At 74.0% G+C, this 15997-nt stretch carries 14 protein-coding genes; 7 read left to right on the top strand and 7 right to left on the bottom strand.

Annotated features, from left to right (window positions below):
- Nucleotides 1-186 precede the first annotated feature (186 nt).
- Both INN71_RS10395 and INN71_RS10390 read left to right on the top strand, forming a co-directional pair.
- A complete protein-coding gene (locus tag INN71_RS10395; RefSeq protein ID WP_301800246.1) occupies nt 187-1524 on the top strand; it encodes a 3-oxoacyl-ACP reductase in 1338 nt (445 codons plus the stop codon).
- Nucleotides 1525-1528: 4 nt separating this feature from the next.
- Nucleotides 1529-2416: a MaoC/PaaZ C-terminal domain-containing protein gene (locus INN71_RS10390; protein WP_277498325.1), complete on the top strand. Its 888-nt coding sequence runs from the start codon at nt 1529-1531 to the stop codon at nt 2414-2416.
- A 92-nt stretch (nt 2417-2508) separates the two neighbouring features.
- Here the strand turns inward: INN71_RS10390 and INN71_RS10385 are convergent, their stop codons facing one another.
- From INN71_RS10385 to INN71_RS10360, 6 genes are all read right to left on the bottom strand, one after another.
- A complete protein-coding gene (locus tag INN71_RS10385) occupies nt 2509-3393 on the bottom strand; it encodes an acyl-CoA thioesterase II (protein WP_277498324.1) in 885 nt (294 codons plus the stop codon).
- Nucleotides 3394-3472: 79 nt separating this feature from the next.
- The gene (locus tag INN71_RS10380; protein WP_277498323.1) at nt 3473-4399 is read right to left on the bottom strand and encodes a PAC2 family protein; all 927 of its coding nucleotides are present in this window, start codon (nt 4397-4399) and stop codon (nt 3473-3475) included.
- Between the two features lie 126 nt (nt 4400-4525).
- Nucleotides 4526-6004, bottom strand: a complete 1479-nt coding sequence (locus tag INN71_RS10375; protein ID WP_367619029.1) for an amino acid permease — start codon at nt 6002-6004, stop codon at nt 4526-4528.
- A 100-nt stretch (nt 6005-6104) separates the two neighbouring features.
- Complete coding sequence (gene dxs / locus INN71_RS10370) at nt 6105-8009, bottom strand: 1-deoxy-D-xylulose-5-phosphate synthase (RefSeq protein ID WP_301800242.1); 1905 nt, start codon at nt 8007-8009, stop codon at nt 6105-6107.
- 132 nt (nt 8010-8141) lie between these two features.
- The gene (locus INN71_RS10365; protein WP_301800240.1) at nt 8142-9119 is read right to left on the bottom strand and encodes an SMP-30/gluconolactonase/LRE family protein; all 978 of its coding nucleotides are present in this window, start codon (nt 9117-9119) and stop codon (nt 8142-8144) included.
- Entirely contained in the window at nt 9116-9421 is a 306-nt protein-coding gene (locus tag INN71_RS10360; protein WP_301800239.1) for a thiamine-binding protein, read from the bottom strand. Before INN71_RS10360 ends, INN71_RS10365 begins: the two co-directional genes overlap by 4 nt.
- 124 nt (nt 9422-9545) lie before the next feature.
- Here INN71_RS10360 and INN71_RS10355 point away from each other — a divergent pair, with 124 nt between their 5' ends.
- The 5 genes from INN71_RS10355 to INN71_RS10335 are packed head-to-tail and all read left to right on the top strand — an operon-like array spanning nt 9546 to nt 13000.
- Nucleotides 9546-9779, top strand: coding sequence for a hypothetical protein (locus tag INN71_RS10355; protein WP_301800238.1), 234 nt, complete (start codon nt 9546-9548; stop codon nt 9777-9779).
- Entirely contained in the window at nt 9772-10755 is a 984-nt protein-coding gene (locus tag INN71_RS10350; protein WP_301800237.1) for a hypothetical protein, read from the top strand. Before INN71_RS10355 ends, INN71_RS10350 begins: the two co-directional genes overlap by 8 nt.
- Nucleotides 10752-11039, top strand: a complete 288-nt coding sequence (locus tag INN71_RS10345) for a hypothetical protein (protein ID WP_301800235.1) — start codon at nt 10752-10754, stop codon at nt 11037-11039. The genes INN71_RS10350 and INN71_RS10345 overlap by 4 nt, the downstream gene beginning before the upstream one ends.
- A gap of 1 nt (nt 11040) precedes the next feature.
- On the top strand, nt 11041-11982 hold the full coding sequence (locus tag INN71_RS10340; protein WP_301800233.1) for a hypothetical protein: 942 nt from the start codon (nt 11041-11043) through the stop codon (nt 11980-11982).
- Nucleotides 11957-13000 carry a heparan-alpha-glucosaminide N-acetyltransferase domain-containing protein gene (locus tag INN71_RS10335; RefSeq protein WP_301800231.1) on the top strand — a complete coding sequence of 348 codons (1044 nt, stop codon included), beginning with the start codon at nt 11957-11959 and terminating at the stop codon, nt 12998-13000. Before INN71_RS10340 ends, INN71_RS10335 begins: the two co-directional genes overlap by 26 nt.
- Nucleotides 13001-13099: 99 nt before the next feature.
- Here the strand turns inward: INN71_RS10335 and acnA are convergent, their stop codons facing one another.
- The gene (gene acnA, locus INN71_RS10330) at nt 13100-15904 is read right to left on the bottom strand and encodes an aconitate hydratase AcnA (RefSeq protein WP_301800229.1); all 2805 of its coding nucleotides are present in this window, start codon (nt 15902-15904) and stop codon (nt 13100-13102) included.
- Between the last annotated feature and the right edge of the window lie 93 nt (nt 15905-15997).

Below are 15997 nucleotides of genomic sequence, written 5' to 3'. Positions count from 1 at the left end.
GATCCTGGGGACGACGGGTGTGCCTATCCTGGCGGCGACCGCGGCCTGGGCGGTACCCGGTGAGCGCCAGGTCACGGAATGTGGACACCGAGTTGCACCACACGTTACTACTGGTGAGTAGTCTACTGCTCGCCCATCATGCCCGTCTTGTCGCCGAACCATCCGCGCACTGGAGGACGTCTGACCATGACCGACCGCTACCAGGGGTTCGTCGCGAGCCCCGTCGGCAAGTTCCTCGTCAAGAATCTCGGCCTGCCCAGCCCGGTGGCCCTGGACCGCTACGTCGAGGGCGCGCCCCTCGTCGACGGCACCGTCCTCGTGGGCGGCACCGGCCGTCTCGTGGAGCAGCTGCCCGAGGTGCTCGACGGCCTCGGCATCACCGCCACGACGACGCGGGAGGACGGCGCGACGTACAAGGGCCTCGTCCTGGACGCCACCGGCCTGACCTCGGCCGCGGAGCTCGGCGCCCTGCGCGACTTCTTCACCCCGGTGCTGCGCAGCCTCGCGCCGTGCACGCACGTCGTCGTGCTCGGCACGCCGCCCGAGACCACCGGCTCCACCGGCGAGCGCATCGCCCAGCGCGCCCTCGAGGGCTTCACGCGCTCGCTGGGCAAGGAGATCGGGCGCGGCAGCACCGTGCAGCTCGTGTACGTCGCCCCCGGCGCCGAGGGCGCGGTCGACTCCACGCTCGCCTTCTTCCTCTCCCCCAAGTCGGCCTACGTGTCGGGCCAGGTCGTGCGCGTCGGCACCACCGGCTCCACCACGGCCGAGCCGGTGGCCGACCCGACCGAGCCGCTGGCCGGCAAGGTCGCCCTGGTCACCGGCGCCAGCCGCGGCATCGGCGAGCAGATCGCGCGGGTGCTGCACCGCGACGGCGCCACCGTGGTGGGTGTCGACGTGCCGCAGGCCGCCTCCGACCTCGTCGCGCTGGTCAAGGAGCTCGACGGCGACCACATCGCCCTCGACATCACCGCGCCCGACGCGCCGCAGCGCATCGCGCACCACGTCAAGGAGAAGCACGGCGGCGTCGACATCGTCGTCCACAACGCCGGCATCACCCGCGACAAGAAGCTGGCCAACATGGGCGAGGACCGCTGGGACTCCGTCATCGCGGTCAACGTCTCCGCGCCCGAGCTCATCACCGCCGAGCTCCTCGAGCAGGACGCCATCCGGCCGAACGGCCGCATCATCGGCGTCGCCTCGATCGCCGGCATCGCGGGCAACGTCGGGCAGACCAACTACGCGGCCTCCAAGGCGGGCGTCATCGGTCTCGTCGACGCGCTGGCGCCGACGCTGTCCGACGGCATCACCGTCAACGCGGTGGCCCCGGGGTTCATCGTCACCCAGATGACGGCCGCCGTGCCGTTCGCGACCCGCGAGGTGGGCCAGCGCCTCAACGCCATGGCGCAGGGCGGCCTCCCGGTGGACGTCGCCGAGACCATCGCCTGGTACGCCTCCCCCGGGTCCACCGCCGTCAACGGCAACGTGGTCCGCGTGTGCGGCCAGATGATGCTGGGGGCCTGACGCGGTGGCCGCCCAGGACGAGGCCCGCACGCTCTCGGGCAGCACCGGCGGGCTCGCCGTGCTCGCCCGGGCCGCGCTGCCCGCCGTACCCGGCGTGAACCAGCTGCCCGGGGTGCGCAAGCGTCCCGCCGCGGACTTCACCGGCCTGGCGTTCACCCGCCCGGCCGTGGTGGTCGAGAGGGACGAGGTGGCGGCGTACGCCGGGGTCTGCGGGTTCCCGACCAAGGACGTCGTGCCGCTGACGTACCCGCACATGCTCGCCTTCCCGCTGCACATGGCGATCATGAGCGACCCGGCGTTCCCCTACCCGGCCATCGGCACGGTCCACCTCGAGAACGCGATCACGCAGCACCGGCCCGTCGCGATCGGCGAGACGCTGGCCGTGCGCACCGCGGTCGCCCCGGCCCGGCCGCACCCGAAGGGCCGGGTGCTCGACTTCACCACGACGGCGTACGTCGGCGAGGAGCTGGTCTGGGAGAGCACGTCGGTCTACCTGCGGCGCGGTCGCGGCGACGCCGACGCACCCTTCGGCACCCTCTTCGAGGAGGTCGGCCCCACCGGGACGCAGTGGAAGCTGCCGGCCGACCTCGGCCGCCGTTACGCCGCGGTCTCCGGCGACCACAACCCCATCCACCTCTACCCGCTGACCGCGAAGGCGCTGGGCTTCCCGCGCCAGATCGCGCACGGCATGTGGAGCAAGGCGCGCTGCGTCGCGCAGCTGGAGAACCGGCTGCCCGACGCCGTCACCGTCGAGGTGTCGTTCCGCAAGCCGATCTTCCTGCCGGGGACGGTCGCGTTCGGCTCGCGCCCGACCGAGGACGGGTTCGCGTTCTCGCTGTCCGACCCGCGCCGCGGCTCGGTGCACCTGCTGGGGCGCAGCACCGCGCGCTGACGCGCCACCACCGCCACGTGGCGGGGGCTCCCGGGACGGCCGGGGCCCCCGCCACGTGTCGTCCCGGGATGCCGCAGGGTCGCGGGGAAGGGTCAGGGACCGCCGACGTTCGGGCCGGCCACGGGCCGGATGAGGCCCTCCTGCGCCACCGTCGCGGCGCGCGTGCCGTCCTCGGTGTAGATGCCCGCGAGCGACAGCCCGCGGGCACCCGAGGCCGAGGGCGACTCCTGGTCGTAGAGCCACCAGCGGTCGGCGCGGAACGGGCGGTGGAACCACACCGTGTGGTCGAGCGACGCCGGCTGGATCCCCGGCGAGTTGAGCGTCAGCCCGTGGGGCACCAGCGTCGCGCCGAGCAGCGTCAGGTCGCTCGCGTAGATGAAGACGGCCCGCTGCAGCGCCTGATCGTCAGGGATCTCGCCGTCGACGCGCACCCAGATGCGCGCCTGGGCGGGACGGGCGGGGTCGACGGGCAGCCCCAGGCCGCTCACGCCGACGTAGCGCACGTCGAGCGCCGACCACTCCCGCTCCCAGGCCTCGACGTCCACGCCGCCCTCGCTGCGGCTGCGGATGATGTCGACGAGCCGCAGGGACTCCTCCGGCGGCACGACCGTCGGCGCGCCCGCCTGGTGGTCGAAGCCGGGCTCCTCGTCCTGGAAGTTGATGGTCACGTAGAAGATGTCGCGCCCGTGCTGGCGGGCCACGACGCGGCGGGTCGAGAACGCACGCCCGTCGCGGAGGCGCTGCACGTCGTACACGATCGGGACGGCGGGGTCGCCGGGGCGCAGGAAGTAGGCGTGCAGCGAGTGCGCGAGGCGCTCCGGGGCGACCGTCCGGGCGCCGGCGAGGAAGGCCTGCGCCGCGACCTGGCCGCCGAAGACCCGCTGGCGCGACGTGTCGGGCTGGCGGCCGCGGAAGAGGTTGACGTCGATCGTCTCGATGTCGAGCAGGTCGAGGAGCTCGTCGGCGGTCTGCGGCATGGCGGGCCTTTCTGCGCCCCGCCGCGGACGGTCACGGCGGGGTGTGTCGGTCGGGGTGCGGGACGTTCGGGGCGAGCGGTCAGGTGCGGTCGTCGGGCACGTCGGGGCCCTCGAGACCGGCGAGGAACTGCTCGAACTGCCGGCCGATCTCCTCGCCGGAGGGCAGCGGCTCCTCGGGCGCGAGCAGGTTCGAGCCCTGCTCCTCGGCGCGGTGGAACGTGTCGTACTGGCGCTCGAGGCCCTGCACCACCTCGAGCACCTCGCCGTGCTCGGTCAGGTAGTCGGCGATCTCGGCGTCCGTACGCTCGGCGTCCGCGCGCAGCGTCGTCAGGTCGAACGACAGCGACGCGGCCTGCGCGACGTGCTCGAGCAGGCTGATGGCGGCACGCGGGTAGCCCATCTGCGCGAGGTAGTGCGGCACGTGGACGACGGCGCCCTGCATCGGGTGCCCCCACTCGCCGAGGCGGATCTCCAGCATGGCCTGGGCGCTGGACGGCACCCGCAGCTCGCCCTGCCAGGGCGACGGACCCGTCACCAGGTCGGCCTCGTTGGCGTGCACGGTCAGCGCGACGGGCCGGGTGTGCGGCACGGCCATCGGCACGGCGGCCAGGGCGACGACGCGGGAGACACCCAGGCGCTCCACCAGCACGCGCACGGCGCGGGCGAAGGCCTCCCAGCGCACGTCGGGCTCGGGGCCCACCAGCAGCAGGTACGGCGTGCCCTCCGCGTCGCGCTGGCGGCGCACCACGAGGCGCGGGGCCGCGTAGTCCTCGTAGCGGTCACGGACGAACGACACCGGGGGACGGCGCGCCCGGTAGTCGTAGAGCTCGTCGACGTCGAACGTGGCGACGACCGGGCCGCGGTCCGCGAGCAGGTGCTCGGCCGCGAGCACCGACGCCCGTCCCGCGTCGAGGAAGCCCTCCAGGGCCAGCACGAGCACCGGGGCCTCGAGCGGCTCGACGTCGTCGACGATGTGCACCAGCCGGTCGGCGCGGTCGTGGTCCATCGGGCGGCTCCTCTCGCTCGGGCAGGGTCGGTGGCACAACCGTAGTGGTGGCGCCCGTTGTTCCCCCGCGGGCGGGCCCGGGGGTGAGACCTGCGCCCCACTCCCCCGGACCGTCGGCCGGGTGCGTCAGCCCCGCGCCGCGGCCTCCTCGCGCGCCAGGTTGGAGCGGCGCACGCCGTACGCGAAGTAGACGACGACGCCGATGACCATCCAGATCCCGAAGCGCAGCCACGTCTCGCCGGTGAGGTTCAGCATGAGGTAGCCGCACAGCAGCACCGACGCGGTGGCCACGAACCCGACGGCCGGGGTGCGGAAGGCACGCGGCAGGTCGGGACGGGTGCGGCGCAGCACGACGACGCCGATGCTGACGAGGATGAACGCGAAGAGCGTGCCGATGTTGACGAGCTCGCCGAGCGTCGTGAACGGCACGAGACCGCTCATGAGGGCGACGGCGATGCCGGTGATGAGGGTGATCCGGTACGGCGTGCCGAACCGCGGGTGGACCTTGGCGAGGCCCTTCGGGAAGAGGCCGTCGCGCGACATCGCGAACGCGACGCGCGTCTGGCCCATCATCAGGATCATCACGACGACGGTGAGGCCGATGCAGGCGCCGACGGCGATGAGGTCGCCGATCCAGTCGCGGCCCACGGCCGCGAAGGCGTCGGAGAGCGGTGCCGCGCTGTCGGGGTCGATGTCCTCGTAGCTCTGCATGCCCGTGATGACGAGGCTGACGGCGATGTAGAGCCCGGTGACGATCGCGAGGGAGGACAGGATGCCGATCGGCACGTTGCGCTGCGGGTCGATGGTCTCCTCGGCGGTCGTGGCGACGACGTCGAAGCCGATGAAGGCGAAGAACACGATGGAGGCGCCGGCGATGACGCCCGCGACGCCGTACACGGCCGGGTCGAGGCCGAAGATCGAGGAGACGAGCGGCGTGTGGAGGAAGCCGCCCTCGGAGTCCGGGGTGGGCTGCGACGGCGGGACGAACGGCGAGTAGTTGTCGGCGCTGATGTAGCCGACGCCCATCACGATGACGATGGCGACCACGGCCAGCTTGATGGCCACGACGACCTGGTTGATGCGGCTCGACAGCTTGATGCCGCCGATGAGCACGGCCATGACGAGCAGCGAGATGACGACGGCGGGGAGGTCGATCACGCCGTCGGTGGAGCTGGACAGCTGGGTGGGCAGCGCGAGCGCCGTGCCGTCGAGCAGGCTCGACAGGTAGCCCGAGAAGCTCGTGGCCAGCGCGGCCGAGCCGACGGTGAACTCGAGCACCAGGTCCCACCCGATGATCCACGCCACGAGCTCGCCGGCCGTGGCGTAGCTGAACGTGTAGGCGCTGCCGGCGACCGGGACCGTCGAGGCGAACTCGGCGTAGCAGAGCGCGGCGAGCGCGCAGGCGAGGCCCGCGACCGCGAAGGACAGGGCGATGGCCGGCCCCGCGTTCGAGGCCGCCACCGTGCCGGTCAGCACGAAGATGCCCGCGCCGATGATGACGCCGACGCCGAAGACCGTCAGGTCGACGGCGGTCAGGTTCTTCTTGAGCCGGTGCTCGGGCTCCTCGGTGTCGGCGATCGAGCGCTCGACGGACTTGGTGCGCATGACGTTCACGCGGAGGACCGTACGACGTGGCGCCCCGCCGGGGCGAGCGGGCTCCCGGCTCGGCCTCCCCGGGTCGGCCCCCGGGTCGGCCTCCCCGGGATCAGCCGGAGTGGTCGACGTCGAGCAGCGGGCCGCGGTCGGCGAGCGCGGTGATCTCCTCGAGGCACTGCCGCGCGAGCGTCTGCGGGTCGAGACCGACCTGCTCGAGGATCGCGGCGCGCTTGGCGTGGTGCAGGAACTCCTGCGGCAGCGCGTGGATCCGCACCGGCGTGCTCACGCGGGCCTCGTTGAGCGCGGTGAGCAGCGCGACGCCGCAGCCGCCGACGCGGCCGCCGTCCTCGACGCTGACGACGAGGCGGTGGCGCCGGGACAGCTCGACGAGGGCGGGGTTGACGGGCACGACCCACCGCGGGTCGACGACGGTGACGCCGACGCCGTGGGCGCCCAGGCGCTCGGCGACCTCGAGCGCGGTCGTGGCCATCGCGCCCACGGCGACGACGAGGACGTCCTCGTCCCCGCTGCGGTGGAGCACGTCGACGCCGCCGACCTGCTCGAGCGCCGGGATGTCGGCCGGCGGCGGGCCCTTCGGGTAGCGCACGACGGTCGGCGCGTCCCCGACGGTGACGGCCTCGGCGAGCAGCTCGGCGAGACGGGCCCCGTCGCGCGGCGCGGCCAGGCGCAGGCCGGGCACGAGCTGGAGCAGCGACATGTCCCACATGCCGTTGTGGCTGGCGCCGTCGTCGCCCGTCACGCCCGAGCGGTCGAGCACGAACGTGACGCCGCAGCGGTGCAGGGCGACGTCCATCAGCACCTGGTCGAAGGCGCGGTTGAGGAACGTGGCGTAGACGGCGAAGACCGGGTGCATGCCGGCGAGCGCGAGACCGGCCGCCGACGTCGCCGCGTGCTGCTCGGCGATGCCCACGTCGAAGACGCGGTCGGGGAAGCGCTCGGCGAAGGCCTGCAGGCCGACGGGGTGCAGCATGGCCGCGGTCAGGGCCACGAGGTCGGGACGCTGCTCGCCGAGGGTGACGATCTCCTCGGAGAACACGTCGGTCCACCCGCGGGCCTTCGGCTTCTCGACGCCGGTGCCGACGTCGAAGGGGCCGGGCGCGTGGAACTGGTCGGCCTCGTGGCGCTCCGCCGCGTCGTACCCGTGGCCCTTGCGGGTCAGGGCGTGGACGATGACGGGGCCGCCGAATCCCTTGGCCTGGGCGAGCGCGTGCTCGAGCGCGTCGAGGTCGTGGCCGTCGACGGGCCCGACGTACTTCAGCCCGAGGTCCTCGAAGAGGCCCTGCGGGGCGATGGCGTCCTTGACGCCCTTCTTGATGGCGTGGAGCGCGTCGTACGCCGCGGGGCCGACCCCCGGCACCGCGTTCAGGCGTCGCTTGACGAGGTCGAGCACGTTCTCGTAGCGCGGGCTGGTGCGCAGGGTCGTCAGGGCGGTCGCGAGGCCACCGATCGTCGGGGTGTAGCTGCGGCCGTTGTCGTTCACGACGATCACGAGGCGGCTGCGCGGGGAGATCGCGATGTTGTTGAGCGCCTCCCAGGCCATGCCGCCCGTGAGCGCGCCGTCGCCGATGACGGCGACGACGTGGCGGTCCTCGCCCTGCAGCGCGTAGGCCTTGGCAAGGCCGTCGGCGTAGCTGAGGGCGGTGGAGGCGTGGGAGTTCTCCACGATGTCGTGGGCGGACTCGTCCTGGCTCGGGTAGCCCGACAGGCCGCCCTCCTGGCGCAGCGACGAGAAGCGGGGGGCGCGACCGGTCATCAGCTTGTGCACGTAGGTCTGGTGGCCGGTGTCGAAGACGACGCGGTCGTGGGGCGAGTCGAAGGTGCGGTGGATCGCGAGCGTCAGCTCGACGACGCCGAGGTTCGGGCCGAGGTGGCCGCCGGTCGTGGCGCAGGTCGCGACGAGCAGGTCCCGGATCTCCGTGGCCAGCTCCTCGAGCTGCGGGGCCGTGAGGTCACGCAGGTCCTCCGGCGCCGTCACCGACTCCAGGTAGCCCATCAGCCGCGTCCCTTCCGTCGTGTCGTCGCTCGTGGTCCGTGCGCGCCCGCGACCGTGCCGAGGGCGTCTGTCGAGTGTATCGGCCGGGTGCGCGTGCTCCCGGATCCTCGGGCCGGCCCCTCGGCCGGCACCTCACAGGTCGACGCGGGCCACCGAGCCCTCGTGCAGGCTGCCGAGCCAGACCCGGCCGTCGTGCTCCCGCACGCCCGTCACCATGTGGAACTGCGCCCGCGTCGCCGGGTCCCGCACCTCGAGGTCGTGCACGACCCCGCCGTCGGCGTCGAGCGCGATCGCCCGCACGGTACGGCGGGGGGCGGGCTGGAGGCGGTCCGGCACGGCGGTCACGGCGCGCCGTACCCAGCCGGGGCCGCGCTGGATGCGGGTGATCAGCGGGTCCTCCGGGCTGGCCACGGCGATCCAGGTCAGGCCGTCGCTGCCGGTCGCGATGTTGTCGGGGTAGCCCGGGAGGTCGTCGGCCAGCAGGTCGCGCTCACCGGCGCGCGGACCGGTCAGCCACAGCCGTACGACGGTGCGCAGCGCCGTCTCGGCCACCGCCACCCAGGAGCCGTCGGGCGCCAGCGCGACACCGTTCGCGAAGCCGAGGTCGTCGAGGAGCACCTCGACCGTGCCGTCCGGCGCACGGCGCAGCAGGCGGCCGGTGCGGGTGACGCGCACCATCTCGTGCTTCCACTCGTCGATGCCGTGCCGCAGCGAGGAGTCGGAGAAGAAGATCGTGCCGTCGGGTGCGACGGCGGCGTTGTTGCAGAACCGCATCGGTGTGCCGTCGACCTCGCGCACGAGGGTCTCGACGCGGTCGCCGGCCAGGTCGACGGCGAGCAGGCCGCGCCGGGCGTCGCAGACGAGCAGCCGGCCGTCGGGCAGGTGCTCCAGGCCCAGGGGCCGGCCGGCGGTGTGGCCGACCCGGGTGACGCGGCGGCCGTCGTGGGAGATGCGCAGGAGCGCGCCGTCCTCCGTGCCGGTGAACACCGCGCCCTCGTCGGGGCCGTGCAACCCCACGAGCACGTCCTCCGTGCCGAAGCCCGGCACGTGGACGAGGTCGAGGGTGCGCGCGACGGCACCGTCGGACGCGGCGGCTTCCCCGGCGCTCATGCCTGCTCCTGCAGGGCGGCCTCGACGCGCTCGACCTTGCCGGTCAGCTCGCCGGTCCAGCCCGGTCGGATGTCGGCCTTCAGCACGAGGCTGGTGCGCGGGGAGACCGCGGTGACGACGTCGACGGCCTCCTTGACGACGGCCATCACCTCGTCCCACTCCCCCTCCAGGGTGGTGAACATGGCGTCGGTGCGGTTCGGGAGGCCCGACTCCCGCACGACGCGCACCGCGGCGGCCACCGCCGCGCTCACCGAGCCGTCGTCGCCACCCGTCGTCGGGGCGACCGAGAACGCAACCAGCACGGGGCACTCCTCTCCTCGCGACCACCGGCGCCACCCGGCGCCCGAGCCGCCGGTGGACCCACCGGCGACGGCCTCGGCCCAGCATGCCTCCCGGTCCGTCCTACCCGACAGTAGGGTGGCCGCCATGTCGCGATCCGTGGACGAGCTCGCCACCCGGCTCGGCCTGCCGGTCGAGCGCCTGGCGCTCCTGGAGGGCCACGACGAGGCGGACGTGGCCGTGCTGGCCGACGCCGTGGGTCTCGCGGTGCTCGCCGAGGACCGCGCCGTCGAGGACGGGCTGGCGGCGGCGCTGCGGATGGTGCCGCTGCCGCTGCGGGGCCGCGCCCGCGCGCTGCTGCTGGGGGACGACGATGCCTGAGCCCGGCGCCCCCGCCACCCCCGCGGACCGCCCGGACCCGGCGGCTCCCCCGGCCCTCGGCGACGTCGCCGCCCGCCTGGCGACCCGCGCGGAGCTGGCGAAGCTGGCCCACGAGCTCGACCTCGCCCCCGACGAGCTCGCGTTCCTCGCGGACGAGCCGGCCGAGGCCCTGCGGGCGCTGCGCACCGACGTCGCCACCAGCCTCGCCGCCCGCCACGAGGCCCGACTGCGCCGGGTCGCGGGCCTCGCCGGCGTGCTCCCGCCGGGGCTCGCGGCGCGGGCGGCCCAGCAGGCCGGCCCCGTCGTCGGCGCCCGGGTCGCGAGCGCGCTCGACCCCGACGACGCCGTGCGGCTCGCCGGACGCCTGCCCCTGGACTTCCTCGCCGAGCTCACGCTCTCCCTCGACACCGCCGGCGTCCAGCGCGTCGTGCCCGGACTCGACCCGGCCCTGGTGACCGCCGTCGGCCGCCGCCTGCTCGACGAGGGCGAGCACCTCGTGCTCGGCCGGCTCGTCTCGGCCGTGCCCCCCGAGGCCGCGCTCGCGGTGGTGGAGCACGCGGACCCCGCCGCCCTGCTCCAGGTCGCGCTGCTGGTCGACGACCGGTCCGTGCTGCCCGGCCTGGTGCGGGAGCTGCCGGTGGACGCGCTGCGCACCGTGCTCGCCGCGTGCCACGACCACGGCACCGAGACCGACGCCCTGACCCTCCTCACCGCCCTCGACGCCCCGGGCCGCGGGCGCGTCCTCACCTGCCTCGCGTCCCTGCCCGTCGAGCACCGGGCCGGGTTCCTCACGGTGGCCGCCGAGCTCGGGGCCTGGTCGGAGGTGCTCCCCGGCCTCCCGCACGTCGACGACGCCACCCTGCGCACGCTCCTCGAGCCCCCCGCCGGGCCTGCTGCGCTCGCCGGGGTGTCTGCCGCAGCCCGGGCGGTCGGCGACACCGCCACCGTGGCCCGCCTCGACGCGGTGGGCCCGTGACCCAGGGCGTCCCCGTCCCGCCCCCGCTCGTCCGCGTCGCGGAGCGTCTCGACGTACCCCTCACGGAGCTCGCGGCCCTCGAGCGCTGCGACCCGGCCGACCTCGAGGCGCTCGACACCGCGATCGCGATGGCGCAGCACGCCGAGGACCTCGAGGTACGCCGGAGCATGCGCGACGCCGTGCGCTTCGTGCCCGCTCCCCTGCGCCGTCGGGTCGCCGCGGCGCTGTTCCCGGCCGACGAGCCCGCGGAGACCGGCGCCGGCACCCGGGCGGGGGCGGAGTGACGTGTCCCTGACCGCCACCGCCACGCCCACCGGCCCCTCCACCGGGACCGGCCACGTCGCCGTGGAGCTGGCGCGCCTGCGCCACGAGCTGGCGCTGGGCGCGGACGACCCGACGCTCGACTTCCTGGCCGAGCTCGGTCCGACGGAGGTGGCCCGCCTGCGCCGCCGGGTGGTGGACGCCCGCCACCGCCGCCACGAGCACCGCTTCGCCCGGCTGGCCGGCCTGACGCGGTTCGTCCCCGTCGCCGTCTGCGCCCGCGTGGCGGAGGCCGCGCTGGGCCCGCTCGTCGCGGCCCGGACCGCCGAGGTCATGCCGCAGCCCGACGCCGTGCGGCTAGCGGCGCGCATCTCCCCCGACTTCCTGGCCGAGCTGACGACGTACCTCGACCCGGCCCGCAGCGGGCCGCTCGTCGCCGACCTGCCCGAGCCGCTGCTCGTCGCCGTGGGCCGGCGGATGCTGGCGAGCGCCGAGCACCTGGCGCTCGGCGGCTTCGTGGGGGTCATGGCCCCGCGCGCGAGCGTCGAGGTGATCCGGGACGCCCCGGGCCTCGCGGTGCTGGAGGTCGCGCTGCACGCCGAGGACGCCGGGGCGCTCGACGCGGTCGTCGCGGGCCTGCCCGATGCGACGCTGCTGCGGGTGCTCGCGGCCGCCACCGACGCCGGGCGGGCCGCCGACGCCGTCCTCCTGCTCGGCGTCCTGGGGCTGGACACCCGCACCCGCCTCTTCGAGCTGCTCACCCGCCTCGAGCGCGAGACCCAGCGGCAGGTGGTGGCCGCCGTGGTGGCCCGCGGCGACTGGGAGCACGTGCTGCCGGTGCTGTCGCGCGTCGGCCCGGAGACCCTGCGGCAGCTGCTGACGCTGCCGGAGATCGCGGATCCCGACGTCGTGGCCGGCCTGGTGCGCCAGACTGCGGCCCATGCCGGTCCCCACCCCGTCCCGTGACCTGGCCGTCGACGCCGCGCGCGGCGTCGCGATCCTGTCGATGTTCGTGGCGCACTTCGCGCCCACGCTCGGCCCCGGCCAGGTGCTGCTGCTCGCCGACCACCTGACGGCGCCGCTGTTCGCTCTCCTCATCGGCTGGGGCGCGCAGCTGGGCCGGGGACGGCGCGGCGAGTGGTCCTCGGTGCTCGTGCGCGGCGTGGCCCTCGTGGGCCTCGGCCTCCTGCTGGAGGACGCCGGCGCCCAGATCGCCGTCGTGCTGGTCTGGCTCGGGGTGCTGACGCTGCTCGCCGTGCTGCTCGTGCGGCTGCCGGACCTGGTGCTCGTGGTGGGGGTAGCCGCCCTCCTGTGGGTCGCCCCGGACGTCGTCGCATCCGCCACCACCCACCTCGGGGAGTGGCGCATCGAGCGGGTCTTCGCGGGCGAGCCGGCGGACGGTCTCTACCCGCGGGCCCTCGAGGTGGCGGCGGCCGGCCCGTTCTACCGGCTGGTCGAGCTCCTGCCGATCGCGGCGGTCGGCGTGCTCCTCGCGCGCCACGGGGGCCGCGTCGTCACCGTGGTGACCCTCGGTGTCGCCGCGGTCGTCGTCGCCGGCCTGCTCGGCGCGGAGGCGGCCGGGGAGGTCGCGCTCGCGCCGTACTCGGGGACGCACCCCGTCCTGGCGCTCGAGCTCGGCCTGTGCGTGCTCGTCGTGCAGGGCGCACGCGCGCTCGAGGACCTCCTGGGCCGCACGGTGCGCCCCGTCCTCGCCCTGCTGGCCGGCGCGGGGACGGTGGCCCTCACGGCGTACGTCGTGCAGGTCCTCGTCGCCGCGGCCTGGGTGCGCGACGCCCCGCCCGGCACGACCGACGACTCGGGGCTGCTGCTCGGCGGCCTCGTGCTCGGCACCGTCGCCCTCGGGTGGGCGTGGCCGCGCGTCGTGCGCGTGCGGCCGTGGGACCGCGGGCCGCTCGAGGGGCCGCTGCGGGCGCTCGCGCAGGGCCTCGACCGGGTGCCGCCCTTCCGCCCGCGCCGCGGCTGAACCACCCGCGGGCCACCCCGGCCGGCCGGGCAGCACGACGGCCCGCCACCCCTCGCGGGGTGACGGGCCGTCGTGACGGTGCGGCGCGGGTGGGGGCGCTCAGCCCTTCAGCAGGCTCCGCAGCACGTACTGCATGATGCCGCCGTTGCGGTAGTAGTTCGCCTCGCCGGGGGTGTCGATGCGGACGACGGCGTCGAACTCGACGTCACCGGCCTTCACCTTCACCGTCTTGGGCGTGCGGCCCTCGTTGAGCTCGGTGATGCCGGTGATGGAGAACGTCTCCTCGCCGGTCAGGCCCAGGCTCTCGGCGTTCTCGCCCGCCGGGAACTGCAGCGGGACGACGCCCATGCCGATGAGGTTCGAGCGGTGGATGCGCTCGTAGCTCTCGGCGATGACGGCCTTGACGCCCAGGAGCGACGTGCCCTTCGCGGCCCAGTCGCGCGAGGAGCCCGAGCCGTACTCCTTGCCCGCCAGCACGACGAGCGGGATGCCCGCCGCCTGGTAGTTCTCGGAGGCCTCGAACACCGACGTGACCTCGCCACCGGCGGTGAAGTCGCGCGTCACGCCGCCCTCGGTGCCGGGGGCCAGCTGGTTGCGCAGCCGGATGTTGGCGAACGTGCCGCGGATCATGACCTCGTGGTTGCCGCGACGCGAGCCGTAGGAGTTGAAGTCCCGGTTCTCGACGCCGTGCTCGGCGAGGTAGCGGCCCGCCGGCGAGTCCTTCTTGATCGCACCGGCCGGGCTGATGTGGTCGGTGGTCACGGAGTCGCCGAGCTTGAGCAGCACGCGCGCACCGTCGATGTCGGTGACCGCGGTCGGCTCGTCGGGCATCCCGTCGAAGTACGGGGGCTTCCGGACGTAGGTCGACTCCGGGTCCCAGGCGAACGTCTTGCCCTCGGGCGTCGGGAGCGAGCGCCACTGCTCGTCGCCCGCGAAGACGTCCTGGTAGCTCTCGCCGAACATGTCGGAGTTGATCGCCTGGGCGATCGTCTCCTCCACCTCGGCCGGGGAGGGCCAGACGTCCTTGAGGAACACGTCGTTGCCGTCGGCGTCCTGGCCCAGCGGGTCGGTGAACAGGTCGACGTCCATCGAGCCGGCGAGGGCGTAGGCCACGACCAGGGGCGGCGACGCGAGGTAGTTCATCTTCACGTCGGGGTTGATGCGCCCCTCGAAGTTGCGGTTGCCCGACAGCACCGAGACGACCGAGAGGTCCTTCTCGTTGACGGCCGCGGAGACCTCGGGGATGAGCGGGCCCGAGTTGCCGATGCACGTGGTGCAGCCGTAGCCGACGAGGTTGAAGCCCAGCTTGTCCAGGTACGGCGTGAGGCCGGACTTCTCGTAGTAGTCCGAGACGACCTTCGAGCCCGGCGCCAGCGTCGTCTTGACCCACGGCTTGCGCTGCAGGCCCTTCTCGACGGCCTTCTTCGCGAGCAGGGCCGCGCCGATCATGACCGACGGGTTCGAGGTGTTCGTGCACGACGTGATGGCCGCGATGGTGACCGCGCCGTGGTCGAGCGTGAACCGGGTGCCGTCCTCGAGGGTGACCTCGACCGGGTTGCTCGGCCGACCGCCGTCGGTGGACGCCGCGGAGAGGTGGTCGGTCGGCGGGGCCGCCTTGCCGTGGCCGTTGCTGGTGGCCGGGTCGGAGGCCGGGAAGGTCTCGGCGACGGACTCGTCGTACCCGTCCTCCTCCTCGCCCGCCACGTAGTCCTTCAGCGACGCGCGGAAGGACTGCTTGGCGTCGGTGACCTGGATGCGGTCCTGGGGACGCTTCGGGCCGGCGATGGACGGCACGACGGTGGCGAGGTCCAGCTCGAGCTTCTCGGAGAAGCGCGGCTCGGCGGCCGGGTCGTGCCACAGGCCCTGGGCCTTCGCGTAGGCCTCGACGAGCGCCAGCTGCTCGGGCGAGCGGCCGGTGAGCTCGAGGTACTTCGTGGTCTCCTCGTCGATCGGGAAGACCGCGATGGTCGAGCCGAACTCGGGGCTCATGTTGCCGATCGTGGCGCGGTTGGCCAGCGGCAGCGCGGAGACGCCGGGGCCGTAGAACTCGACGAACTTGCCGACGACGCCGTGCTTGCGCAGCATCTCGGTGATCGTCAGCACCAGGTCGGTGGCGGTCGAGCCCTCGGGCAGGTCGCCCGACAGCTTGAAGCCCACGACGCGGGGGATGAGCATGGAGACCGGCTGGCCGAGCATGGCGGCCTCGGCCTCGATGCCGCCGACGCCCCAGCCGACGACGCCGATGCCGTTGACCATCGTCGTGTGCGAGTCGGTGCCGACGCAGGTGTCGGGGTAGGCCTGCAGCTCGCCGTCGACCTCGCGGGTGAAGACGGTGCGGGCCAGGTGCTCGATGTTGACCTGGTGCACGATGCCGGTGCCCGGGGGGACGACCTTGAAGTCGTCGAAGGCGCCCTGGCCCCAGCGCAGGAACTGGTAGCGCTCGCGGTTGCGCTCGTACTCGATCTCCACGTTGCGGCCGAAGGCCTCCGGGGAGCCGAAGACGTCGGCGATGACGGAGTGGTCGATGACCATCTCGGCCGGCGCGAGCGGGTTGATCTTGGCCGGGTCGCCGCCGAGGTCGGCCATCGCCTCGCGCATGGTGGCGAGGTCGACGACGCAGGGGACGCCGGTGAAGTCCTGCATGATCACGCGCGCCGGCGTGAACTGGATCTCCTTGTCGGGCTCCGCCGTCTCGTCCCAGCCGGCCAGCGCCTTGATGTCGTCGGCGGTGATGTTCGCGCCGTCCTCCGTGCGGAGGAGGTTCTCCAGCAGGACCTTGAGCGAGAACGGCAGCGACGCGACGTCGAGCCCCTCACCGGTCACCGCGTCGAGACGGAAGATCTCGTAGGACCTGCCGTCCACGTCCAGGGTGCTCTTCGCACCGAAGCTGTCCTGACTTGCCACAGTCACACTCCTCGTCGCTGGTCTCGCGCTCCCGGCCCATCTTGCCGCCGGGCCCGGTCACCTTCCTAGGAAGGCTCGCCTTACCTCGGGCCG

Source organism: Nocardioides sp. ChNu-153, assembly GCF_030466625.1.
In the GTDB taxonomy this organism is placed as follows: domain Bacteria; phylum Actinomycetota; class Actinomycetes; order Propionibacteriales; family Nocardioidaceae; genus Nocardioides.
The sequence above is the reverse complement of the archived record's forward strand: the minus strand, read 5'-3'. Positions and strand labels throughout refer to the sequence as shown.